We start from the raw sequence: 23,626 nt of genomic DNA, 5'->3' as shown, positions 1-23,626 counted from the left end.
AATGATTAAAAGAATTGGCTTTTTAAGCTTATTGTTGGGGTTTGGCTTAGCTACGTCGGCTCAATCAAGAATAGCAACTTCCGTAAACCAATTGCCGTTGACAGGTAAGAATACACAATACGTGAACAATAGGGCTCCACTGAGACAAAATGCCTTGCTGAAATTGCCGGTAGGCAGTATAGTGCCTGAAGGCTGGTTAGGGAAGTACCTAGCGTTGCAAAAAGATGGTCTCACAGGTCATTTGGGCGAAATTAGCGCTTGGCTATCCAAAAAAAATAATGCTTGGTTAAGTACGGATGGGAAAGGAGATTATGGCTGGGAAGAAGTTCCTTATTGGCTAAAAGGTTATGCTAATCTGGGCTACATCTTAAAAGATCCTACAATCCTAGCGGAGTCAAAGATATGGTTGGAAGCCGCACTAAAAAGCCAGCGTTCTGATGGATACTTTGGGCCATTGATTCTGCGTAACAACAAACCAGATCTTTGGGGGAATATGTTGATGTTGTGGTGCCTGCAATCTTATTATGAATATAGCGGTGACCAACGTGTCTTAACCTTGATGACCAATTATTTTAAATGGCAGGCCAATTTGCCGGATAGTTTTTTTCTTAAAGACTATTGGGAAAATAGTCGGGGTGGTGACAATCTGCTCTCGGTTTATTGGCTCTATAATAGAACACAGGGGAATGAATGGCTGATGGATTTAGCAGATAAAATCCATCGGAATACCGCCAATTGGCGCCAGAAAGATGATTTGCCGAATTGGCATAATGTTAATGTAGCGCAGTGTTTCAGAGAGCCGGCAACCTATTATCTGAAAAGCCAATCGAGTGAAGACCTGAATGCGACCTACGCTAATTTTCATTTTGTCAGGCAGGTATTTGGTCAGGTTCCAGGCGGTATGTTCGGTGCCGATGAAAATGCACGTCCAGGATATACCGATCCCCGTCAAGGGGTGGAAACCTGTGGTATGGTCGAACAGATGGCGTCCAATGAAATCCTTCTTGGGATAACAGGAGATCCATTTTGGGCAGATCATGCGGAGGAAGTCGCTTTCAATACCTATCCAGCAGCCGTAACAGCAGATTTCAAGGCCTTAAGGTATATTACAAGTCCAAATATGACCATCAGCGACAGCCATAATCATGCTCCTGGAATTGATAATAACGGGCCATTTTTAATGATGAATCCCTTCAGTTCACGCTGTTGTCAGCATAATCACAGTCAGGGCTGGCCATATTATGCTGAGCATTTGTATATGGCAACGAATGATAACGGTGTTGCGGCAGTACTATATGCCGCATCAAAGGCTGAAATCAACGTCGGAAACAAGCAGGCTATTCAGATCCGGCAAGAGTCCAATTATCCTTTTGAAGAATCGCTACGATTTGAAATAGGAACACATGGTAAAACGGTTGATTTTCCCTTTTATCTCCGTATTCCAGCCTGGGAGAAACAAGCGAAAGTAACGGTTAATGGTAAAAGCCAAGCTGTGGAAGCTGGTGCAAAATATATTCGGATTCAACGGCAGTGGAAAGACGGCGACAAGGTCGAACTTTCCTTACCAATGACCATAGATCTGAAAACATGGACAGCCAATAAAAATTCAGTGAGTATCCAGCGTGGACCATTGACCTATGCCCTTAAAATCAAAGAGAATTATGTGAAAAAAGATAGTAAGGCTTCGGCAATAGGAGATTCCAAATGGCAGGAGACTGCAGATCCATCCAAGTGGCCATCCTATGAAATCCTTCCTGCAAGTGATTGGAATTACGGACTTGTACAAAATCAATTGCAAGCTGTTAACCACCTAAAAGTGGTCAAACGACCATGGCCTAAAGATGCATTTCCTTTCGACGCAGAAGCAGTACCTATTTCGATTCTTGTGAAAGCGAAACGTATCGATGGGTGGAAAATTGATGAAAACGGGTTAACGGGGGTATTGCCTCTGAGCCCCGTGGAAAGCAAAAGCGAGGTACAGGAAGTTGAACTAATTCCAATGGGAGCAGCACGTTTGCGCATTGCTGCTTTTCCCACGGTGAAATAATATAAATACGATATAAATAAATGACTTAACGATTTTTTATGATGAAGAAAACCTTATTTTTTGCCAGTTTGATGATGGCAGCACAATTGAACTTTGCTCAGGATTGGAAACCCGCCGGATCACATATATTAACCCCCTGGGGCGAGAAAGTAACGGCCCAAAAGCCACATCCTGAATACCCTAGGCCACAATTAATCAGAACCAATAACTGGCAGAATTTAAATGGACTATGGAAATATGCTGTCACTCCGGTAGGTACTAAAGAGATTCCTCGGCAATGGGACGGCAACATCCTTGTTCCTTTTGCAATTGAATCGGCATTGTCCGGTGTTGGTAAAGAGGTTGGAAAAGATAAAGCCTTATGGTATAACAATACCATAACATTGGACAAGTCTGTCCATAAAAATAAGGTCCTGTTGCATTTCGGTGCCGTAGATTGGCAATGTGATGTGTATGTAAATAATCAATTGGTCGGAAGACATGAAGGTGGTTTTGATCCATTTTCGATGGATGTGACAAGCTTCCTAAAGAAAGGAGCGAAACAGGAAATAGCCATTCGGGTATGGGATCCGACTGATGATGGTCCACAACCACGGGGTAAACAGGTGAACAAGCCGAATGGTATATGGTATACACCAGTGACGGGAATTTGGCAGACCGTTTGGTTAGAAAGTGTTCCACAAACTTACATTGTAAGTACCAAACAGACACCGCGATTGGACGATGCTGTCTTGGCCTTTCAAGCTTCCGTAGAGGGAAGCCAAGCCGGTGACGAAATAAAGGTGCGTGCATTGGATGGCGGAAAGCTTATTAAAGAACAAATAGGACAACCCAATACATCTTTTGATCTTTCGGTACCCAATCTGGAGCCCTGGTCGCCGAGTAACCCTAAACTCTATGATCTGGAAATTCAGCTGATTCGAAAAGGAAAAATCGTAGACCAGGCGAAAAGCTACTTCGCCATGCGGAAGATAGCCATGCAGAAAGATGAAAACGGCGTTCAACGTTTAATGTTAAACAATAAGTTTACTTTCCAATATGGTCCATTGGATCAAGGCTGGTGGCCGGATGGTCTACATACCGCGCCAACGGATGAAGCGCTGAAGTTTGATGTCGTCAAAACAAAGGAAATGGGATTCAATATGATCCGTAAGCATATCAAGGTAGAACCGGCACGTTGGTATCGGTACTGTGATAGTATAGGTATGCTTGTCTGGCAAGATATGCCTAGCGGCGATCTTGGTGGAAATCATTGGGATATGCAACCGGGAAAGATTTCAGGTGGCAATCGGGATAAAGTACGTTCACAGGAATCTGAGAATTACTACCGGAAAGAGTGGAAAACCATTATGGAGGTATTGCACAACTATCCAAGTATTGTCATCTGGGTGCCTTTCAATGAGGCTTGGGGGCAATTCAAAACGAAGGAAATTACGGAATGGACCGTGGCTAATGACCCGTCAAGACTCGTAAATAGCGCCAGTGGTGGTAACTTTATGGAAACTGGACATATCTTGGATATCCATAATTATCCGGATGCAGCCATGCCTGATCCAAATTTGTTTGGTGCTAAACAAGTGCTTGCATTGGGTGAATTCGGTGGTCTGGGATTACCGATAGACGGACATTCTTGGCAACAGAAAGACAACTGGGGATACCAAAGTTTCAAGAATAAAACGGAATTATTGGAGCGTTACAAACGTCTTATCCATGATTTGACACGTCTAATTCCGATGGGATTGTCGGCCGCTGTTTATACACAGACAACAGATGTGGAAGTAGAAACAAATGGTTTGATGACTTATGATCGTAAAGTTGTAAAAATGCCTGAAGCAGAATTGAAGGCTGCACATCAGGCGCTTTATAATGCACCTACCAAATAATTGATAGCGATATGGCCGCAACACGGGTTGCGGCCTAAATTTATCGCTGAAAATATACCGGTCAACCTAAACCTATTTTATACGAAATCAATGAAATTAAAATTACTAATTGCAACGGCTATTGTATGTCAATCGGTATCGTCGTTTGCACAAAAACAAGTCCTTAAGAATGATCTTCGCGCGCCTGCCTATCCTTTAGTAACAATTGACCCGAATACAAGTGCCTGGTCCTATAGCAACGAATTGAATGCAGATGTTGTACGCCATTGGACCGGAAAATCCTTTCCCTTATTGGGCGTCCTTAAAGTGGATGGAAAACCCTATCGCTTCCTGGGCAAAGAAGAGGCTGAACTCTTGCCTTTGGCCCGGATGGGCGAACATGCGGCTTGGACGGGAAGTTACGTTGTCAGCGAACCTGCCTCAGACTGGATGAAACCTTCATTTGATGCACGGCAATGGAAAATGGGGGCAGCGCCATTCGGTACCAAGGACAAAGAACCCAATGTGGAGACTGATTGGCAGGAACCTAAAATTTGGGTTAGAAGGGAAGTTGAACTGACTGAGGATCTTACGGGCAAATCCGTATATATCGAATTTACACATGACGATGACGCTATTTTGTACGTCAACGGTATTGAGGTTGCTAATACAGGCAATTCGACAGGTAAAAATAGTCGGGTCAAGCTGCCCGAACATGTCGTAAAAACATTGAAGAAAGGAAAAAATATACTCGCGGGTTATTGCTATAATAGGGTAGCGAATGGATATTTTGATTTTGGACTCTTTACAGAAAAAGAAGGTAGTATTCAATTCGACAATGAAGCGAATCAGATCACTTCCAATGTGCAGGCAACACAAACACATTATTCGTTTAACTGCGGGCCCGTGGACTTAAATATTACATTTACTGCGCCGATGTTTTTGGATAAATTGGACTTAATGGCTAGACCCGTAAATTATCTTTCCTATACAGTCCATGCGAAGGATGGCAAGAAACACCAGGTACAACTTTATTTGGAGGCAGCACCAAATTGGGCACTGAATTCTCCTCTTCAAGATGCGACAAGCAGTTCCTTTATTTCCGGAAATCTCCAATTTGTAAAGACAGGAAGCAAAAGCCAGCAGGTTCTAGGAAAGAAGGGTGACGACCTACGGATAGATTGGGGGTATTTCTATATGGCAGGTGCAAAATCTAAGACAAAGTCAGCGGTCGGAAGTAGCCATCAATTACGCTCTAATTTTCTGAAGAGTGAAAATAGCTCTTCTCCAAATGGAGGGCAACAATTGGCACTGATGCAAACTTTTGATGTCTCATCAAGCTACCAGGATAAGATCTTGTTGGGCTATGATGACCTGTACTCGATCCAATATTTTGGACAAAATTTACGACCTTATTGGAATACCAATGGAAATAGTTCCATTGAGAAACAATTTGAACTGGCCGACAAAGAGTATACTGTTCTCAAAAAGGCTGCTGATAAATTTGATGCCGAATTATGGGGTACAGCTTTGCGCAACGGAGGTGAGGACTATGCTGCATTATGTGCCTTGGCCTATAGACAGGCAATCGCCGCTCATAAACTTGTAAAAGCACCCAATGGCGATCTGCTTTTACTGTCCAAGGAAAATGATAGCAATGGGTCAATAGGAACAGTTGATGTAACCTATCCTTCGGCTCCGATTTTCCTTTACTATAATCCAGAACTGGCAAAAGCACTAATGAACGCCATTTTTTATTATAGTGAAAGCAATAAGTGGACAAAACCTTTTGCTGCGCATGATGTTGGGACCTATCCTTTAGCGAATGGCCAAACTTACGGTGGAGATATGCCTGTCGAAGAATCGGGAAATATGCTGCTATTAACTTATGCTTTAGCGAAGGTGGAAGGCAATGCCGCATATGCCAAAAAACATTGGAAAGTGTTGTCTACCTGGGTAGATTATCTAGTCGATAAAGGTCTTGACCCCGAAAATCAGTTGTGTACAGATGATTTTGCAGGCCACTTTGCGCATAATGCCAATTTATCCATTAAAGCTATTTTGGGTATTGCATCTTACGGGTATCTGGCCCAAATGCTTGGTGAAGAGGCTACGGCGAAAAAGTATTTGACCGAAGCAAAAGCAATGGCGATGAAATGGAAAAAGATGGCCGAAGATGGGGATCACTACAAGTTAACTTTTGATAAAACCGGAACCTGGAGCCAAAAGTATAATATGGTCTGGGATAAATTGCTTAAGATGGATATTTTCGACCCTTCTATCCGTGAAACTGAAATTAAATACTATCTCGGCAAACAAAATAAATACGGACTTCCCCTGGACAACCGTCAGCCTTATACCAAAACCGATTGGATTATTTGGACGGCGACTATGGCAGATGATAAGCCTACCTTTGAGGCATTTTTGAAGCCAGTCTACCGTTTTATGAACGAAACAACCGATCGCGTTCCCATGTCGGATTGGACTTATACAGACCGTCCTAAAAGAGCAGGATTTAAAGCACGATCTGTTGTTGGCGGGTATTTTATCAAAATGTTGGAAGAGAAATTGGGAAAAGCAAAATAGCTTTTCCTATGATATAGAAAATAATATAAATAGAATAATAAGATGTTGAATGCAATGTTGTTCAGATATTGGATTGGCGGAGTTGTCGTACTGAACCTGTTGAGCTCCTGTGGAAGCGCTACAGGTTCAGTGAAGCCGTCGGAACAAATAGCAAATGCCACGGCTCAGCATAAAACCTATAGCAATCCGGTTTTTGAGCCCATACTTGCTGATCCTACAGTCGTTAGAGATCCACAGCGCAAAATGTTCTATGCATATGGGACAGCCGACAATTGGGGCGACGGAAAGGGACAACGTCTGGTGTCTATTCTACAATCCACCGATCTTGTAAACTGGACATGGATCGGAACCGCCTTCCCAACTAAACCGGGTTGGAAAGCAGAAGGCGGAATCTGGGCCCCCGATGTGGTGCAGTTAAATGGTAAGTATCTTTTATATTATGCCTATTCCACATGGGGTGATCCCAATCCCGGCATCGGTGTAGCCCTAGCAGCTAGACCGGAAGGCCCCTTTATCGATCAAGGTAAACTTTTTGATAGCAAGGAGATCGATGTGCCGAATTCAATAGACCCTTATTTTTTTACGGAAAATGGGCAGAACTATCTATTCTGGGGCAGTTTTAGCGATGCGAGCACGCAGGGTACATATGGTGTTGAACTGGATAAAAATGGGACAGTGGTACCCGATTTAAATAAAAAATTTAAAGTTGCCGCAGGAGATTTTGAAGCCGTTGTGATTCATAAACGGAAAGGGTACTATTACTTTGTCGGGTCCAAAGGCTCCTGTTGTGAAGGAGAAAAAAGCAGTTATCATGTTCTTGTGGGGCGCTCTCGCCATCTGAAAGGACCCTATGTGGATCAAGAAGGCCGCAACCTTACACAGCGGGGGAGTGGAACACTGTTGTTAAAAGGAAATGATCAATTTGTGGGGACGGGCCATACTTCGCGCATTATTACAGACGACAAGGGAAAAGATTGGATACTCTATCATGGTATCGATCCAAAACAGCCTCGTGTTGCTACGGGGGGAAATCGCCGGATGCTATTGTTGGATCAGATCGTCTGGGATAAGGACTGGCCAAAAATTGAAGGGACAACCAGCAGTGTTGCGCCACAACCAGCACCAACGTTTAATTTTAAATAGCATTTGCAATAGCTAGCAGCGGATCTTCGATCTTCGTCGGTCTTAATTTTCGCTGCCGATAAAAAATATGGTACATCAAACGAAGAAACATTTTGAACTTCTTGACGCCATGCGTGGGGTAGCCGCAATCGCAGTCGTCCTGTTTCACTTTATGGAAATCGCCCAACCGGATTATCGAAATAGTTTTATTCCACATAGCTATTTAGCCGTTGATTTTTTCTTTTGTTTATCGGGTTTTGTCATTGCCTATGCCTACGATCAGAAGCTGGCCGCAATCGGTCTAAAACGATTCTTTCTCTTGCGTTTGCTGCGATTGCACCCATTGGTTATCATCGGTACGTTGATTGGTTTATTCGCATTTATTTACGATCCATTCAGCAGTTTGTCTGGCTCATTTTCTGTTTTGCAAAAGATGGGGATGTTCATCAGTGGGATAACGTTGATTCCATACCCGGTTGTACTAGAACGCTATTTTAATCTTTTTCATTTAAACCCACCTACATGGTCGCTATTTTGGGAGTATATCGCTAATATAGCCTATGCTTTGGTACTGGTACGGATTCCAAAAAAGTTTCTTTGGGGGATAGTGCTCCTTGGTGCAGCAGCGCTATGTGCCGAATCATTTCGTTCGGGCTATTTAGCTGTCGGTTTTGGAGCAGACAACTTTTGGGCTGGTGGAATTCGTTTATGGTTTTCGTTTTCAATGGGACTACTTATTTTTAGATCGAACTGGACCATTTCCAACAAGCTTCCTTTTTTCGGTGTTCTAGGTCTACTTGCCGCCGTATTTTTTATTCCATTTTCTGAAGCTTATGGTAAATACATTGATCCTATTGTCGTTATCTTCTATTTTCCTTTATTACTCTTACTGGGGATAGGAGGGCAGCCTGTGTTTGGAGGGGTCAAGAAGTTATGCAAGTTTTTAGGTGATATCTCCTATCCGCTCTATATCATTCATTATCCATTTATCTGGATTTTTATGAGCTATGTAGAACTTAATCACCCATCGAATAAGCAAATGGCTGTGATTATTGTTATTGGAATGCTGTTGTTGATTTTTTTATCTTTATTAGTCTTTAACTATTTAGATGAGCCTATTCGGAAATATTACGGTCGAAAACTAAAGTAAATGGCGATGAAGCCAGCTACTGATGAACTGGAATACCTCCATTTTGCAGTCTTCATTAAGAATTTCATGCCGCATGCCTGCATATAATTTAAGGGTTATATCGGTCTGTCCCTGTGCCCTTAACTGTGCCGCACTTTTTTCAACGCCTATGCCAAAATCTCCAATTGGATCATCCTGTCCGCTGATAAATACAATTGGTAGGTTTTTTGGGATATTCTTGGTAGCCTCGATAGCTGTCGCTTGCAAGGAAAGGTCTAATACGGTATGAAACCCATTGTTGGTAAACAATCCCCCACAAAGAGGATCTTCCAAAAATGAAATACGGTTTGTCTTGCTTATGCTTAACCAATTGCTGTTATTTTGGTTAGGCTCGTTCTTAAACCGAGCATTATTACGTTTGTCAAAAATGCGATTGATCAATTTACTTCTTCCTTTAGGGGCAATACTATTGAGAAGAGTGAGTAAAAGGCGAAAGGCCATGGATCCTTTTTGACGTTGGCCTGTCCCCACGATAATGGCCCCCTTAAATTGCCGACCAATTTTTTGTAAAACACAACGTGTGACAAAGGATCCCATGGAATGCCCTAAAATAAATTGAGGCAGTTGCGGATAGGTTTCACGTAAGAAGTTACTCATTGTAATGGCGTCATCAATAAGTTGTTTTTTAGCCCCATGCTTTTTAAAATAACCCAATTGATCGACCTGTAGCGCCGTTTTTCCATGGCCCAATTGATCGTAGCTTAAAACCGCAAAATTCTGTGTAGTCAGATAACTGGCCAATTCTTCGTACCGACCACTATGTTCCTGCATGCCATGAACCAAGAGTAATGTTGCCACTATTTGATTGTCGTCGGGTACATACAGACGATAGAAAATTTTATGTTCAGGTTCAGTCGTTGCGCTGATTGTATAAAAATTGGAAACTACCTTGCTCATTATACCACTTTATTTTAAGTAAAGTAAGATAATTTTAGTGCATTTGCAAGTTTAACAATCTTCTTTCAGATGTTGTTCGGATGAAGCCGAAAGCCTTTCAGGGCAATTGATCAATAAAAATTAGCACGATTAATTTTTGTGGTTTGGGAATATTTTTTAGATTTGCATTAATTTAGAATTAATTTAAATAAAGTAGCTGATCTATTTTAAACATGGGCTTGTCTGTATGCAGAAATTGTTGCAAACATCGAATTCGGAACGCATCCATGTTCTAAAAATATACGCGTTTACACATATTCTGATGAAACCAACACGATATATTCCGACCCGTGTTATCGTATAATTAAAGCTCAATTTGCAGAATAATTGAGTAGGGAATGAATAGGTTATGTTGCTCCATCACCTTCAAAAGACAAATAAAAGAATGAAAAAGACACTTTTGGCAGCTTTATTATTCGCTGCATCTTATGCACAGGCGCAGACAAACTCGTTGATGAACGGCGAGTTCTGGAAGGGCAAACCTACATTGACCGTTGTTAAAGCAGAAATCAGCAAAGGAAATAGCCCTTCTCAGCCGAATGCGGCATCCTTTGATCCGGTCACTATGGCTATATTAAATGGTGCTCCGACTGATGTCGTCAAATTCATGATCGAACAAGAAGGGAATAGTGTAACCAAGAAGACACATCACAGCCGTAGTTATTTACACTGGGCAGCGTCAAGTGGAAATGCTGAATTGGTCGATTTTTTAATAGCGAAGGGATCTGATGTCAATTACCAAGATAGCCATGGTTACTCAATTGTCGCTTATGCAGCTTCAACAGGAAATACAAATACTGCTGTGTATGATGCCTTGTTTAAAGCAGGTGTGAATCCCAAACAGAAATATGAAGGTTGTGCAACTTTGATGATGCTTGCAGCGTCTGCAGACAAGGACCTGGCATTGACGGATTATTTCATAAAAAAAGGATTATCTATTCAAGATAAAGATGAGTCGGGCCGTACGGTAACGGATTATGCTGCTAAACTTGGAAATACCGCGCTTATGGAGAAATTCATCGCCCGTGGTGTAAAGCCGACCAACAATGCGTTGTTTTTTGCGACTCAAGGTTCTAGACAAGCTTCTAACGGTTTGGCGGTTTATACCTATTTGGTTGAAAAGTTCAAATTGGATCCTAAGGCGGTAAATAAGGAAGGTGCTACTGTACTGCATGCTTTGGTTCGTAGGCCAGATATGGATGTGATCAATTATTTTTTGGATAAAGGTGTAGATGTCGCAAAAGCTGACAACGAAGGAAATACGGCACTTATGGTGGCTGCTAGTGGTAAAGATGCTAAATTGGTCGAGTTGCTGCTTACTAAAGCGAAAAATGTGAATGCTGTAAATGAAAAAGGAGAATCTGCATTGACTAAAGCAATAGCAAATGGAACTCCTGAAGTAGCTGCGGCATTGGTTAAAAATGGAGCCGATACCAAGGTATTGGATAAGGAGGGCAATAACTTAGCGTTCTATTGGTTTAATTCTTACAAGGAATTGCCACAGGGGGGCAGACCAGGTGGTCAGGGAAATGTGTCACAAGGGGATGAGTTTAAAGAAAAATTAGCGATCCTTAAGACGAACGGATTGGACGTTATTGCTCCGCAAAAAAATGGTAGTACATTGTATCATTTGGCAGTAGCCAAAGAGAATGTGAAGCTGATCCAGAAAGCTAGCGAACTTGGAGTAGACATTAACGCACAAGATAAAGAAGGAACGACGGCACTACATAAGGCAGCTCTCCTAGCTAAAGACGATTCCATATTAAAAACATTGGTTTCGCTTGGTGCAAAAAAGGAATTGAAAACAGAATTCGATGAAACAGCTTATGACCTGGCGAAAGATAACGATTTCTTAGCTAAGTCCAATGTGCAGCTTGACTTTTTGAAATAAGACAACATCGTATTTCAGTGGTATTTCTAATCATATCGATGAAATATCCCGATAAATAATAAAAATATTGGTAACGCTGAACGGACTACGGATACCTTAAAATTAGATACAATTGAAGATGAATAACATATTTAAAACAACGATAGCCACTCTTTTATTTTCAATGGCAGCCCTAAGCTCTTTCGCACAGGCAGCTAAATATAAGTGCATGATCCAAATGAATGCCTACGAAGGTGAGAAAGCCTACGTCGTGATTTCACTGATTAATCCTAGTGGAGCTTACGAAAAAACACTCGCCGTATTGGGATCTGATAAACAATGGTATAATACCATCAAGGAATGGTACAAGTTCCAAAATAAAACGAAAGAAAAGTTAAATGCGGTGACGGGTGCTTCAGTGGGTGGCGGTGACCGTGCCATGCGTACATTGGATATTGACGAATCGAAGTTCAACAAAGGGTATAAACTCCGTTTTGAATCTGCTGTAGAGGAACAAAAATATCATACTGCCGATGTTGAAATCCCTTTAACAAAAGAAGCCATTACCGAAAAAGCGAACGGCAAGGGATATATCAAACTTGTCAAGTTAAATAAAATACAATAAAAGAAGGGTTAAAAATGCTGGTATCTATTTGGAGGTATGCACATTTAGCCTTAGCTATTGTTTCTTCTATCTTTTTACTTTTATTCTCGATAACTGGCGTAATATTGGCCGTTGACGCTGTCAACGAAAAAATTCCACCTTATCGGGTTGAACATATTGAAACTTTAAACCTTGCGCAGTCCGTAACAGCCTTGCGCAAGGTTTATCCCGAAATCATAGCGATTTCGGTAGATCACAATCAATTTGTGAGTATTGATGCCATAGACGCTGATGGCAATACCGTGAAGGGTTATATTGATCCGAATACCGGGCGTCTGCTTGGTCCCCAATTGAATAAGTCCCAGTTTGTTCAATGGGTTACAGCCTTACACCGTTCACTCTTTCTGAAAGTGACCGGCCGGGTGATTATTGGTGTGGTTTCATTTCTGTTGTTTCTTATTACTATTTCAGGAATTGTTCTGATTGTTAAGCGTCAACAGGGCGTTCGACACTTCTTTGCCAAAATCAATCGGGACTTTTTTGCCCAGTATTTCCACGTTGTTTCAGGACGTTTATTTTTGATACCAATTTTGATATTGGCCCTAACTGGTACCTATTTATTCCTGGTACGTATTGAAATCTTAAAAAAGCCGAATCAAACCATCGAATATCCCAATAAGATGAAGGAAGATATCGAATTGGAGGTGGCAAAATTTTCAATATTCCAAAATACAAAACTTGTTGATTTGAAGACCTTGGAGTTTCCGTTTATGGAAGGCGATCCTGACGAATATTTTGTATTGAAGCTTCGCGATCGGGAATTGATCATCAACCAGTTGAATGGAAGCTTGCATAAAGAAGTCAAGTACCCCTTTACTGCATTGGCCGAAGAGTTGTCTTTGGACCTTCATACGGGTAAGACCAATATTATATGGGCTATTGTACTGGGGCTCGCATCGTTGAATATTGTGTTCTTTATTTATACAGGGTTCGTCATTACATTCAAGCGCACGCGTACAAAAATCAAGAATAAATATAAACCTGAAGAAGCGGAGATTGTTATTCTTTTCGGAACGGAAAATGGAAGTACGCTGTTTTTCGCCAATCAGATCCATAAACAGCTCTTGGCGGATGGGCAAAAATCGTTGCTGCTCGGAATGAATCAATATCAATGCTTTCCAAAGGCAAAACACTTGCTTGTGTTTACTTCGACATACGGGCTAGGAACAGCACCCTCCAATGCACTTCAATTTGAACAAAAGCTCAATAGCCATCCACAAAAACAAGATGTACAATTTTCGGTTCTAGGCTTTGGTTCAAAAGCCTATCCCGATTTTTGTGCTTATGCGCGCGAAATTGATTGTTTACTAGAAAAACAAGGTTGGGCTTCGCGTTTAACAGACTTACATACCGTTAATGATAAGGATGTTGATGAACTTATTTCATGGATACATGACTGGTCTTCGCAGGCCACTATTGCACTCGCTTCTGCACCAGCTATTTATAGTGCTAAAGTTGTCGGACTGACGAAATTTAAGGTGGTAGCGAAGTCTGCTGTTTCAGCGACTAACACGACCTTTACTTTAGTGCTGAAGCCTGCAAGTAAAATTAACATGCAATCGGGCGATTTATTGGCAATCTATCCCGCGCAAGATCAACGTGAACGTTTTTATTCGATCGGCTACAAAGATGGAATGGTGCAGCTCGTGGTGAAATTGTTTCCTGATGGATTTGGTTCTAGCTTCCTCTATCGATTGGAAACTAATCAAACCCTCCAGGCACGTGTCATGGTTAATCCAAGTTTTCATTTCCCGAAAGCAGCAAATGCAGTCGCTTTAATTGCGAATGGTACAGGGGTAGCACCCTTTCTTGGCATGATTTCAGAAAATGAAAGTAGGACGCCTTTGCGTCTGTATGCTGGTTTTCGCCATCGAAATGAAATGACTGCGCACTATGTGGATTTTGCTGATGAGCAGATAAAGCTGGGACATCTGAAGCAGCTTGAACTGGCTTTTTCGCGCGAGGAAAATCCACAATATGTCATGGACCTGATCCGTCGGGATGCGCTATATTTTGTCGAATTGCTTGAAAAAGGAGGTTGTGTATTGCTTTGTGGTGCATTGCGTATGCAGCATGATGTTGAACATACTTTAAATGAACTTCTCCTAGCGCATGTCGGCAAAACTATTGCCGACTACAAAGAAAGTGGACAAATCTTAACGGATTGTTATTAGTAAATTGATGGTACAATGGTAAATCCCGTCACGAAGACTACTTTTGGTATAGATCGACTTTATAATTCCTTTTTGGATCAATCTCATGAAGAACAATAAACAATGTGTCCTGCTTTTAATGCTCTGCTTTGTGTCCATTACTTCGGGGATTGCGCAGGTCTTGGTCAAGCGGCAGGTTACCCTTATGGGCTCTGTTTTTGAAATCAGCTTGGTAGATCGGGATAGCGCGATTACAAATCAGCATATCGATGAAGTCATCTCCGAAATAGATCGAATAGAAAACCTGATTTCAGAATGGCGTCCGCAAACCCAAATAGCAGCGGTGAACCGCAATGCAGGGATTAAGCCCGTTAAGGTGGATCGGGAAGTTTTTGAATTAACAAAGCGAGCGATCCAGTATGCTCAAAATTCAGGCGGAGCCTTTGATATTAGTATTGTTGCCTTGGATAAAGTTTGGGTATTTGATGGTAGTATGACCACGATGCCTACGGAAGATCTGGTTAAAAGGTCTGTCGCCAAGGTGGGCTATCAACACATCCGTCTCGACAGTGCATCTTCGACAATTTTTCTGGAATTGCCCGGTATGAAGATCGGTTTCGGCTCGATCGGGAAGGGCTATGCTGCTGATCGTGGCAGGGACATAATGAAGGCAAAGGGAATTGAAGCAGGTATAGTTAATGCTTCCGGAGATCTTTCGGCTTGGAGAAACCCACCCCGGGGGGACGCCTGGAAAGTGGGTGTAAACAATCCGTTCAAACCCCATCAAATGGTCAAAGTTCTTCATTTGAATGAAATGGCCGTAGCCACTTCAGGCAGCTATGAGAAATACGCGGAGATCAATGGGAAACGGTATTCACATATTATAAATCCAGTGACAGGTTATCCAGCTACGGGATTAACTTCAGTGACGATTTATGGACCTTCCGCCGAGATTGCAAATGCCCTCAGTACCTCAATTATGGTACTTGGTGAGAAAGAAGGAAAAAAATTAATTCAGCGTTTCCCTGCATACCGTTATATTTTTATTACCGATAAAGGTAAAGTCATTCAGCAGCGGTGGAAGTAATAGACCACACAGCATCATTTTTTTTCTGAAAGTGTCTGATCTTATTGGCCAGAAAGAACCTTCAGTTTGCTTTCATTGCTGTTGGTGTCTGCGAAGTCATGAAGGTTTTGTTTTATTCCCGATAAAGTAGGTTGAATGCATCAGCTATTAGCTGATTATCTCGTATCTTTATCCTAACAAAGCGTATACGAAAGAAGACGGTAGAGAACGTGTGCTTATTGGTCAGAAAGTTGAAGTCAGCAAGAAGAAAGATTCATGAAAATAATTTAAAGTAAAAGTTTGACTAGTTCGTCTATGCTGCTATGGACATTGCATACCAAAATCATATGGCAGAAAAAAATTCCAGATCATTTACGGATATCGTTAAGACTTATGGAAGTCAGCTGCTACGTTTTGTTAAGGGAAGGGTAAAGAAAACGGAGGATGCAGAAGATATCTTACAGGAAGTCTGGTATCAATTTAGCCGTTTGACCAATATGGACGAATTGGAGAATGCGGGAGCATGGCTCTATGCTGTCACACGAAATAAGATTACAGACAGCTACCGGAAAAAGAAAAGTGAATCGCTTGATGAGCTTATAGCGGGTGACGAGGATAGCGAAAGTACGTTTCCTATTCGTCAGCTCCTTTTAGCTGACGACTCCAATAATCCTGAGCTAAAATTATTTAAGGATATTTTTTGGGATGAGCTGATGAAAGCATTGGAGGAATTGCCGGAAAAACAACGTCGGGTTTTTGTGCTCAATGAACTGGAAGAGAAAACTCTTCAGGAAATTGCAGTCATGGAAAATGAGAACCTAAAGACGATTATCAGCCGAAAAGGGTATGCAGTGAAGCACCTGAGAATACGGTTGCGAAGTTTGTATGAAGAATTAAAATTTTAAAAGGATTAAGCTATGAATGGAAGAATGAAAAGACAGCGGAAGGGTAAATTCGCTTTTATGGTTGTCGCTATCATCGTTGGTGTTTTTTTGTTGGTAGCATTACTACAATATTTGTGGAATACATTAATGGTTGATATTTTCAATCTGAAAGCAATTACCTATTGGCAGGCGCTGGGACTCTTTGTCTTGTCGAAAATCTTGTTCGGCAGGGGCTTCGGTAAACCGGGAGGTGGCCGATTCCGACGGGATTTTCCGCCTCAGATGGAAAAAGGAGAAGATCTTTCCGATGAGGAAAGGGAACGTTTGCGCGAAGAATGGAAGCGTCGTTTTGGAGGACGATGCGGGTTCTGAAAAAAAGAATAAAAATTTTAAAGTAAAAACTGTTGTTGGGCGTCTTCTTCTATAAAGGCGCCTTTTTTTATGCCGATATCCTAATGGTAAACAAGTAACAGAACGCGAGGATCTGTCAGCAGGGATGTTGGATAAAACAAATAGTTAATTAAAACATACAAATGATCTAGGAAAATTCTATGTGCAATGTGCTGAAAATAGATATAATCCGCAATCATTTTTAAAAAAATGTATTCAAATGAAAAATAAACTTCGATTTATATTGCCACGCCTTATTGTGCTTACGGCAATAGCAGGATTAGCAACATTGATTATTGGGACGATCTTTAAGCTCTTGTTGTTTGGGACAATTCTCTTTGGTATAGGAAGCTTTGCCGCGGCAAGAATGCGTAGAAGAGATAGACAAGCATTCAAAATGGATAGGGCTCCGGTATATCCGAACGTTCACCGTCATTATAACACTGTGGTTGCAATTGTTCCATTACAAGGGCAAAAACGTGCTAAGAAAGCAACAATAGTTCCAGTTTACTAAGGTTAAAAATTGCAAGACGAGGAAATTCATCCCACATCAGTTTACACGTATTATTCAATATTAAAAATTAAAAACATGTTTAAAAGAAATCATTATACCAACGGATATTCAAATCATAATAAATTTTGCGGACAACATTTCAAAGACCGCTTTGAAAAATTCCAACAACAGTTTTTTGATGGTGAAGCCGGGCACAATGCTGGCGTACAGCAAGCTGTTCCTGTAAATATTGCCGAAAATCAAGAATTCTATGAAGTGCAGCTTTTTGCCGCTGGACGTAAGAAAGAACAATTCCAAGTCAGCATAAATGACGGGATACTGAAGATTTCATGTACAGAAAACACCCAGGACAATGCCATAGATTATATCTATAAAGAGCAGGATGGATTGGCATTTGAACGTGAATTCCAATTAAATGAACAAGTACTTACAGATAATGTGCATGCAAGTTTCGAGGATGGGGTATTGACGGTTATCCTTCCAAAAGATCTTGAAAAAGTAAAACGGCCACAAGAGGTTGTTATTGATTAGTAAAAACCAGTTTTGATCTGGGCGCACATCAAGGCTGCTGATGTGCGTAGCCTTAAATCAGCGTAAGAGCTGATGTTGAAAAAGGACAGCATCGAATTTTGCTGTCCTTTTTCTGTCTCTTAATTTACCGCCAACCGGTGCCCAAAAGCAGTGAACAGTAAACGAATTTCGAATAGCTGTTTGGCACTATGGTCCTTATATCCGTACTGCTTTTCTAAGTATTCCCAGAATTTGTCTCGATTGTTGATCATTGCCATAATAACCTATTTGGTCTTAGATCAAGATAATCTCAAAACGGAAATGTACTAACACCAGATTATAGGTAACAACAATTTTTAATCAATTTTTAAACAGTATTCAATCATTGTTTATTCAGTATGCACTGAGCGATCACTGAACAAGAACTGAGCGAGCACTGAACAAGCACTGTCAAAAGGCATAACATGATACCTGCCAGATATTCGCTTGATTGAAAGGTATAAAGGTTAGGGATTTGGAGTTTACGCAGCTATAGATCAGCTAGGGCTATAAGATGGTTACAATATCCCTAGTTGGTTTGTGCATGCTAAACTGGCTTCTATCTGTGCTGGTGAGGCTTGGCTTTATTGTAGCTCGTATGGCACTGTGTGAAGTTTATTTAGATGTTATGTTGTGAAAGCTACTCCGTTCTTTTAAGTTTTTTATTGAGTTGCTCTTTGCCAAATCGCCAAAAGAAATAGAATAAGCCTATAACAACTATAATTGCCATAAAGGGCACAAATATGGCGAGTATGGTCAAAATGGTTGAACCGATGGTTTCCATGGTCGAGATCATAAAATTGCCAAAACCTGCCGTCCCAACAGACGAGACTGCACGGGTACCAGCTAGCGCTGTGCTGATGGTCGCCGCGGTACCGCCACCAGCGATGATTGCCATAGCCCAGCGGAAAAAGGGTGAAATATCTGTAAACTGTATGGCAAAAAGTAAGGTGCCGGCTATCGTCGCGAGAGGAATTGAAAGGCTGTCCAATATATTGTCAATAAAAGGAATGTAATATCCTGCTATTTCCAGGATCATGGCTAGGCTTGTAGCTGCCAAAACAATAGGTGAGCCCGCCCAGGCCAATTCATTGCCAACCTGGAACAATTCAAGCCGACAGCCAAGGCTCAATAAGAATAGCGGCATGAAAACCCGGAAGCCGGTAGCTGCAGCCAGACTCAAGCCTATAAAAGCACTTACCAAAAATGTGGATAGCTCACTCATGGTCAATATTTTTGATACAACCTAATTATAGAATAGTAAAAGAATCGCTTTTGTTTTTCAGACTTCCAAAAATCGTCATATTCTAGCTGCTCATTAAAAGATGATTTTTAGCATTTTATATAATTATATATTGTGTATATAGATTTTGATTATAGTGTATCGAATCATTCGATGTACAAGTGGGATCTCATTTGTGTAATTTTATGAAAGTGGGAGTCAAACAATTTGATCACTTAAGATATTATATAAATAAACTTTCTTTTCTTATGGACAACAACGAAAAAGACATTAGCAAATGCCCATTTCATAATGGTACGATGCGCAACGCCGTTGCGGGAGGGGGAACTCAAAATCAGGACTGGTGGCCAAATAGACTTCGTGTAGATCTGTTGAGACAACACGCGAGCAAGTCAAATCCGATGGACGAGGGCTTTGATTATGCGGAAGCATTTAAACAATTGGATTTAGAAGCCGTAAAAAGAGATTTGCATGCCTTGATGACCGATTCGCAGGACTGGTGGCCTGCTGACTTTGGACATTATGGACCATTATTCATCCGGATGGCTTGGCATAGTGCAGGAACCTATCGGGTAAGCGATGGTCGAGGCGGAGCTGGGTCTGGGCAACAACGTTTTGCACCACTGAATAGCTGGCCTGATAATGTGAGTTTGGATAAAGCACGTCGCCTGTTGTGGCCTATCAAACAAAAATATGGTAAAAATATCTCCTGGGCAGATTTATTGATTTTAACAGGGAATGTTGCTTTAGAGTCTATGGGCTTCAAGACTTTTGGTTATTCTGGTGGACGTGTGGATGCTTTTGAACCTGAATTGGATGTCTATTGGGGTTCTGAAAAAACATGGTTGGGCGGTGATGTACGCTATGCTCATGGTTCAGAAGGCGTAGTGGAATCACACGGTGTATTATCTGCCGATGATGATGCAGATGGTAAACAACATTCGCGCAATCTTGAAAAACCGTTGGCAGCGGTACAGATGGGATTAATTTATGTTAATCCGGAAGGACCAGATGGAAATCCAGATCCTATCGCGGCTGCAAAAGATATACGGGATACTTTTGGTCGGATGGCGATGGACGATGAGGAAACTGTCGCTTTGATTGCTGGAGGGCATACGTTTGGAAAAACACACGGAGCAGGTCCTGCCGACAATGTCGGAAAAGAACCTGAAGCAGCCGGCATAGAACAACAAGGGCTTGGTTGGAAAAGTACCTATGGCAGTGGAGTAGGAGCAGATGCGATCACGAGTGGCTTGGAGGTTATTTGGACACAGAAACCGACAGAATGGACCAATCTCTTTTTTAAAAATCTCTTCGAAAATGAATGGGAATTAACAAAGAGTCCTGCAGGAGCGCATCAATGGGTAGCCAAAGGAGCTGATTCGACTATTCCAGATCCTTTTGATCCAACTAAAAAACGTAGGCCAACGATGCTGACGACAGATTTGTCCTTGCGTTTTGATCCAATTTATGAAAAGATCTCGCGTAAATTTTACGAAGATCAAGACGCATTTGCCGATGCATTCGCTCGCGCCTGGTTTAAATTGACGCACCGTGATTTGGGACCACGAGAGCGTTATTTAGGTGCCGAAGTTCCTGCTGAGGAATTATTGTGGCAAGATCCTATTCCTGCTGTCGATCATGCTTTGGTCGATGCTAATGATATTAACATGTTGAAATCTACCCTATTGAGCGCGGGGCTCAGCACTGCAGAGCTCGTAACGACCGCTTGGGCTTCAGCTTCTACTTTCCGTGGGTCTGACAAGAGAGGTGGTGCAAACGGTGCGCGGATACGGTTGGCTCCGCAGCGTTATTGGCAAGTCAATAATCCAGCACAATTGCAAAAAGTTCTTACTGCGCTTGAGCAAATTCAACAGGACTTTAATGGAAAGCAACAGGGCGGAAAGAAGATTTCCTTGGCAGACTTAATTGTCTTAGGTGGTGTTGCTGCGATAGAGCAGGCCGCTCGTGCAGCTGGACATGCTGTCAACGTACCGTTCCATCCGGGGCGTATGGATGCATCACAGGAACAGACTGATGTAGAATCCATGGGCTATCTTGAGCCAATTGCGGATGGATTTAGAAATTACCGTAAAGGTGCTTATACCGTGTCTACGGAATCATTATTGATCGACAAAGCACAATCACTTACGCTATCTGTTCCGGAACTAACGGTATTGATCGGCGGACTTCGTGTTCTTCAGGCAAATTTTGATGGTTCTGCATTAGGAGTGATGACAGATCGGCCAGGCCAATTGACGAATGACTTTTTTGTCAATCTATTGGATATGGGAACAGCTTGGAAAGCCATCTCTCCGGATCGGGAAGTTTTTGAAGGATCAGATCGTAAATCTGGTGTTAAAAAATGGGAAGCCGGACGTGCAGATCTTGTTTTTGGTTCCAACGCTGAACTGAGAGCTGTTGCTGAAATATATGGCAGTGCCGATGCAAAAGATAAATTCGTACAAGATTTTGTGAAGGCATGGACTAAAGTGATGGAGTTAGACCGTTTTGATCTGCATCGCTAATTGTTAAGAATATCAGTTTTTCAAGAAGCCAGGTCCGACGCGAACCTGGCTTCTTGTTATTTTAGATTTATCCAGATAACCCTGAAATTAACCTTTTGCTCCGCCGCTAAGATTGGCTCAGATTTTTATGATGTACCTGACCAATATTTATCGCTATGGTCTACGACATGGACCAATTTATTTAATGAGAATAGCAGCCAAAAAAGAACCAATTTTTGCCTCTAATATCATTTTAATCTCACTTTAACCAAATTTTAATTTAATATATGAAGAATTATGGAATTTTCTTTGGGTGTTTCCTATTTTGTGAAATAAAATTCAAGATTTGTGCTACTTTTTCTTCTTTGATCGGTAGTAACTTTGTAATGGTTTCAAAGGAATCTTTGATACATTGTTAGGTTAAAGCTATGTGGAAGCACTTTATTTTTCTGTTTGCAGCACTGTTGTTATCATTTAAGAATTTAAATGCAAACAGTCTTGTACTGAAAAGTGAAAGTGTCGAATCCCAGTTTTTATCTGCAAAAAATCCTTCCAACAATGCGGACCATACACACATCGTCCATTTTCTTAAAGATCATAGTCAATTTTGTTCGCTTTACCCATCGCTTCAATCCATTGTTGCGGAATTGGACGCCGAAGTGGCACAAGATTGGTTGATGGAGCGTTGGTTGGTTACGGTTGATTTGCTATGGCATGAACTTCTGCCATCCCCACAACAGAAAGATTATCGGTATGAACATACCCTTGATCTAGAGCATATACCCATCGCTCGATTTTTGCTGTTTGAGCAAATCAAAATTCCATGCTAAAGCATACGCTTTTCTTCACATCATACAGGCAAAGAGAACTGTCATTTCTTTTCTAAATTTATTTATTTCTTAAAATATACCAATGCACGAGCTAAGTATAGTAAAGGATATTTTTGATACGTTGACCTCGCATTATGAGGCTAGGGTAGATGATATTCAAAAAATTCAGGTCACAGCAGGATTGCTATCCAACGTCCAGCCTGTATTAATCCAAAATGCATTTGATGCTTTTATTGCTGAAAATACGCAATACCAAGATATGGAAATGGAAGTCGTTGTAAACGATATCATTGCATATTGTGAACATTGTCAGAAAAACTTCCCGGTTCATTTTCATCGATTTGTATGTGATTGCGGACAAGCTTCTAGTACAATTGTTCAAGGGAATGAACTCTATATATCAAAAGTAATTTTTAAACAAGACTAAAATCGTTTATCATGTCAGACAATACTTCAAATCCTAAAAGTTTAGGTAACCGTGTAGGTTCGGTTCAATGTGAAAATACAACGCTACATTTATTAAAAGCAAATGATTTTGTCGCAAAAGCCATCCGCGATAGACTGAAAGACGTTTGTGTGATCAATGTATGTTCTTCTCCGGGTTCGGGTAAAACCACCTTGATGCAAGAAACGGGAAAACGTTTGGCCAAAGATCTGAATATTGCTGTTTTGGTGGGTGATCCGGAAACCGAACGTGATGCGGTTCGTATGCGTGAGGTAGGCATTAATGCATTGCAGATTGTCACTGGTGGAATGTGTCATATTGAGGCACAAATGATCTTACAAGCCCTGGATCATATCGATATCGAAGGAATAGACCTGTTGTTTATTGAGAACGTCGGGAATTTATTGTGTCCATCAGCGTTTGATTTGGGTGAAGATTACCGCGTGACCTTATTGGCGACCACAGAAGGGGACGATAAACCGAAAAAATACCCACGTATGTTTTTAACAAGCGAATTGATGTTGGTTTCCAAAGCTGATTTACTGCCATATGTACCTTTCTCGGTAGATGCGGTAACGAAAGATGCGCGCGAGGTGAACCCCAATTTGGAAGTTATTACAATCAGTACATTAAATGGTGACGGTCTTGATACCTGGTGTGATTGGTTGAAAGAAAGAGTTCAGGCGAAAAAAGATCAATATAAGGCGCTTGAAGTAAAATAACGGCCAATTGATAAAAGAGTGGTATAGCAATGATCCGCGCTTCATTG

19 protein-coding genes are annotated in these 23,626 nt (G+C 41.5%); 17 read left to right on the top strand and 2 right to left on the bottom strand.

All coding sequences use genetic code 11. The features are described from left to right. The first annotated feature begins 1 nt into the window (after position 1). The 5 genes from B4Z90_RS02490 to B4Z90_RS02470 all read left to right on the top strand — a co-directional run bounded on the left by B4Z90_RS02490 (position 2) and on the right by B4Z90_RS02470 (position 8,767). Positions 2–2,047: a beta-L-arabinofuranosidase domain-containing protein gene (locus B4Z90_RS02490; protein ID WP_112376073.1), complete on the top strand. Its 2,046-nt coding sequence runs from the start codon at positions 2–4 to the stop codon at positions 2,045–2,047. A gap of 38 nt (positions 2,048–2,085) precedes the next feature. Continuing rightward, positions 2,086–3,930: a glycoside hydrolase family 2 protein gene (locus B4Z90_RS02485; RefSeq protein WP_239468833.1), complete on the top strand. Its 1,845-nt coding sequence runs from the start codon at positions 2,086–2,088 to the stop codon at positions 3,928–3,930. 90 nt (positions 3,931–4,020) lie between these two features. Continuing rightward, on the top strand, positions 4,021–6,495 hold the full coding sequence (locus B4Z90_RS02480) for a glutaminase family protein (RefSeq protein ID WP_112376075.1): 2,475 nt from the start codon (positions 4,021–4,023) through the stop codon (positions 6,493–6,495). Between the two features lie 54 nt (positions 6,496–6,549). After that, positions 6,550–7,638, top strand: a complete 1,089-nt coding sequence (locus B4Z90_RS02475) for a family 43 glycosylhydrolase (RefSeq protein WP_286801336.1) — start codon at positions 6,550–6,552, stop codon at positions 7,636–7,638. Between the two features lie 67 nt (positions 7,639–7,705). Then, entirely contained in the window at positions 7,706–8,767 is a 1,062-nt protein-coding gene (locus tag B4Z90_RS02470) for an acyltransferase family protein (RefSeq protein WP_286801335.1), read from the top strand. On the opposite strand, the gene B4Z90_RS02465 is transcribed toward B4Z90_RS02470, so the two are convergent. Further along, a complete protein-coding gene (locus tag B4Z90_RS02465) occupies positions 8,759–9,703 on the bottom strand; it encodes an alpha/beta fold hydrolase (RefSeq protein ID WP_204991038.1) in 945 nt (314 codons plus the stop codon). The two genes, B4Z90_RS02470 and B4Z90_RS02465, sit on opposite strands and share 9 nt — an antisense overlap. Before the next feature lie 424 nt (positions 9,704–10,127). Here B4Z90_RS02465 and B4Z90_RS02460 point away from each other — a divergent pair, with 424 nt between their 5' ends. The 8 genes from B4Z90_RS02460 (at position 10,128) to B4Z90_RS02425 (ending at position 17,814) form a co-directional block, all read left to right on the top strand. Further along, on the top strand, positions 10,128–11,633 hold the full coding sequence (locus B4Z90_RS02460; RefSeq protein WP_112376559.1) for an ankyrin repeat domain-containing protein: 1,506 nt from the start codon (positions 10,128–10,130) through the stop codon (positions 11,631–11,633). Between the two features lie 118 nt (positions 11,634–11,751). After that, the gene (locus B4Z90_RS02455; protein ID WP_070567915.1) at positions 11,752–12,237 is read left to right on the top strand and encodes a DUF2271 domain-containing protein; all 486 of its coding nucleotides are present in this window, start codon (positions 11,752–11,754) and stop codon (positions 12,235–12,237) included. 14 nt (positions 12,238–12,251) lie between these two features. Continuing rightward, on the top strand, positions 12,252–14,450 hold the full coding sequence (locus B4Z90_RS02450) for a PepSY domain-containing protein (protein WP_286801332.1): 2,199 nt from the start codon (positions 12,252–12,254) through the stop codon (positions 14,448–14,450). Positions 14,451–14,535: 85 nt separating this feature from the next. Continuing rightward, positions 14,536–15,516: an FAD:protein FMN transferase gene (locus B4Z90_RS02445; protein WP_204991039.1), complete on the top strand. Its 981-nt coding sequence runs from the start codon at positions 14,536–14,538 to the stop codon at positions 15,514–15,516. Positions 15,517–15,842: 326 nt separating this feature from the next. Beyond that, a complete protein-coding gene (locus tag B4Z90_RS02440; protein ID WP_201303555.1) occupies positions 15,843–16,400 on the top strand; it encodes an RNA polymerase sigma factor in 558 nt (185 codons plus the stop codon). 12 nt (positions 16,401–16,412) lie between these two features. Beyond that, complete coding sequence (locus B4Z90_RS02435; protein ID WP_046675405.1) at positions 16,413–16,751, top strand: hypothetical protein; 339 nt, start codon at positions 16,413–16,415, stop codon at positions 16,749–16,751. A 238-nt stretch (positions 16,752–16,989) separates the two neighbouring features. Next, positions 16,990–17,283 (top strand): hypothetical protein, encoded by a 294-nt coding sequence (locus tag B4Z90_RS02430; RefSeq protein WP_070567901.1) that lies wholly within the window; start codon positions 16,990–16,992, stop codon positions 17,281–17,283. Positions 17,284–17,358: 75 nt separating this feature from the next. Then, complete coding sequence (locus tag B4Z90_RS02425; RefSeq protein ID WP_070567899.1) at positions 17,359–17,814, top strand: Hsp20/alpha crystallin family protein; 456 nt, start codon at positions 17,359–17,361, stop codon at positions 17,812–17,814. Between the two features lie 658 nt (positions 17,815–18,472). Here the strand turns inward: B4Z90_RS02425 and B4Z90_RS02420 are convergent. Next, positions 18,473–19,057, bottom strand: a complete 585-nt coding sequence (locus tag B4Z90_RS02420; RefSeq protein ID WP_112376080.1) for a DUF4126 domain-containing protein — start codon at positions 19,055–19,057, stop codon at positions 18,473–18,475. Between the two features lie 266 nt (positions 19,058–19,323). Between B4Z90_RS02420 and katG the strand changes: the two genes are divergently transcribed. The 4 genes from katG (at position 19,324) to hypB (ending at position 23,579) form a co-directional block, all read left to right on the top strand. Continuing rightward, positions 19,324–21,603, top strand: a complete 2,280-nt coding sequence (katG, locus tag B4Z90_RS02415) for a catalase/peroxidase HPI (protein ID WP_112376560.1) — start codon at positions 19,324–19,326, stop codon at positions 21,601–21,603. A 407-nt stretch (positions 21,604–22,010) separates the two neighbouring features. Continuing rightward, on the top strand, positions 22,011–22,412 hold the full coding sequence (locus tag B4Z90_RS02410; RefSeq protein ID WP_112376081.1) for a hypothetical protein: 402 nt from the start codon (positions 22,011–22,013) through the stop codon (positions 22,410–22,412). 82 nt (positions 22,413–22,494) lie between these two features. Further along, on the top strand, positions 22,495–22,839 hold the full coding sequence (locus tag B4Z90_RS02405) for a hydrogenase maturation nickel metallochaperone HypA (protein ID WP_046675411.1): 345 nt from the start codon (positions 22,495–22,497) through the stop codon (positions 22,837–22,839). Between the two features lie 11 nt (positions 22,840–22,850). Continuing rightward, positions 22,851–23,579, top strand: a complete 729-nt coding sequence (hypB, locus tag B4Z90_RS02400; protein WP_112376082.1) for a hydrogenase nickel incorporation protein HypB — start codon at positions 22,851–22,853, stop codon at positions 23,577–23,579. Positions 23,580–23,626 lie beyond the last annotated feature (47 nt).

Source organism: Sphingobacterium sp. UBA5639 (genome assembly GCF_002421245.1).
In the GTDB taxonomy this organism is placed as follows: Bacteria; Bacteroidota; Bacteroidia; order Sphingobacteriales; family Sphingobacteriaceae; genus Sphingobacterium; species Sphingobacterium multivorum.
This window is presented reverse-complemented; position numbering and strand designations above follow the sequence as displayed.

What these genes read in the sequence shown, in the direction of transcription:
- B4Z90_RS02490 (WP_112376073.1), top strand. Translation starts at nt 2, where the DNA reads ATGATTAAAAGAATTGGCTTTTTAAGCTTATTGTTGGGGTTTGGCTTA.
- B4Z90_RS02485 (WP_239468833.1), top strand. Translation starts at nt 2,086, where the DNA reads ATGATGAAGAAAACCTTATTTTTTGCCAGTTTGATGATGGCAGCACAA.
- B4Z90_RS02480 (WP_112376075.1), top strand. Translation starts at nt 4,021, where the DNA reads ATGAAATTAAAATTACTAATTGCAACGGCTATTGTATGTCAATCGGTA.
- B4Z90_RS02475 (WP_286801336.1), top strand. Translation starts at nt 6,550, where the DNA reads ATGTTGTTCAGATATTGGATTGGCGGAGTTGTCGTACTGAACCTGTTG.
- B4Z90_RS02470 (WP_286801335.1), top strand. Translation starts at nt 7,706, where the DNA reads ATGGTACATCAAACGAAGAAACATTTTGAACTTCTTGACGCCATGCGT.
- B4Z90_RS02465 (WP_204991038.1), bottom strand. Translation starts at nt 9,703, where the DNA reads ATGAGCAAGGTAGTTTCCAATTTTTATACAATCAGCGCAACGACTGAA.
- B4Z90_RS02460 (WP_112376559.1), top strand. Translation starts at nt 10,128, where the DNA reads ATGAAAAAGACACTTTTGGCAGCTTTATTATTCGCTGCATCTTATGCA.
- B4Z90_RS02455 (WP_070567915.1), top strand. Translation starts at nt 11,752, where the DNA reads ATGAATAACATATTTAAAACAACGATAGCCACTCTTTTATTTTCAATG.
- B4Z90_RS02450 (WP_286801332.1), top strand. Translation starts at nt 12,252, where the DNA reads ATGCTGGTATCTATTTGGAGGTATGCACATTTAGCCTTAGCTATTGTT.
- B4Z90_RS02445 (WP_204991039.1), top strand. Translation starts at nt 14,536, where the DNA reads ATGAAGAACAATAAACAATGTGTCCTGCTTTTAATGCTCTGCTTTGTG.
- B4Z90_RS02440 (WP_201303555.1), top strand. Translation starts at nt 15,843, where the DNA reads ATGGCAGAAAAAAATTCCAGATCATTTACGGATATCGTTAAGACTTAT.
- B4Z90_RS02435 (WP_046675405.1), top strand. Translation starts at nt 16,413, where the DNA reads ATGAATGGAAGAATGAAAAGACAGCGGAAGGGTAAATTCGCTTTTATG.
- B4Z90_RS02430 (WP_070567901.1), top strand. Translation starts at nt 16,990, where the DNA reads ATGAAAAATAAACTTCGATTTATATTGCCACGCCTTATTGTGCTTACG.
- B4Z90_RS02425 (WP_070567899.1), top strand. Translation starts at nt 17,359, where the DNA reads ATGTTTAAAAGAAATCATTATACCAACGGATATTCAAATCATAATAAA.
- B4Z90_RS02420 (WP_112376080.1), bottom strand. Translation starts at nt 19,057, where the DNA reads ATGAGTGAGCTATCCACATTTTTGGTAAGTGCTTTTATAGGCTTGAGT.
- katG (WP_112376560.1), top strand. Translation starts at nt 19,324, where the DNA reads ATGGACAACAACGAAAAAGACATTAGCAAATGCCCATTTCATAATGGT.
- B4Z90_RS02410 (WP_112376081.1), top strand. Translation starts at nt 22,011, where the DNA reads ATGTGGAAGCACTTTATTTTTCTGTTTGCAGCACTGTTGTTATCATTT.
- B4Z90_RS02405 (WP_046675411.1), top strand. Translation starts at nt 22,495, where the DNA reads ATGCACGAGCTAAGTATAGTAAAGGATATTTTTGATACGTTGACCTCG.
- hypB (WP_112376082.1), top strand. Translation starts at nt 22,851, where the DNA reads ATGTCAGACAATACTTCAAATCCTAAAAGTTTAGGTAACCGTGTAGGT.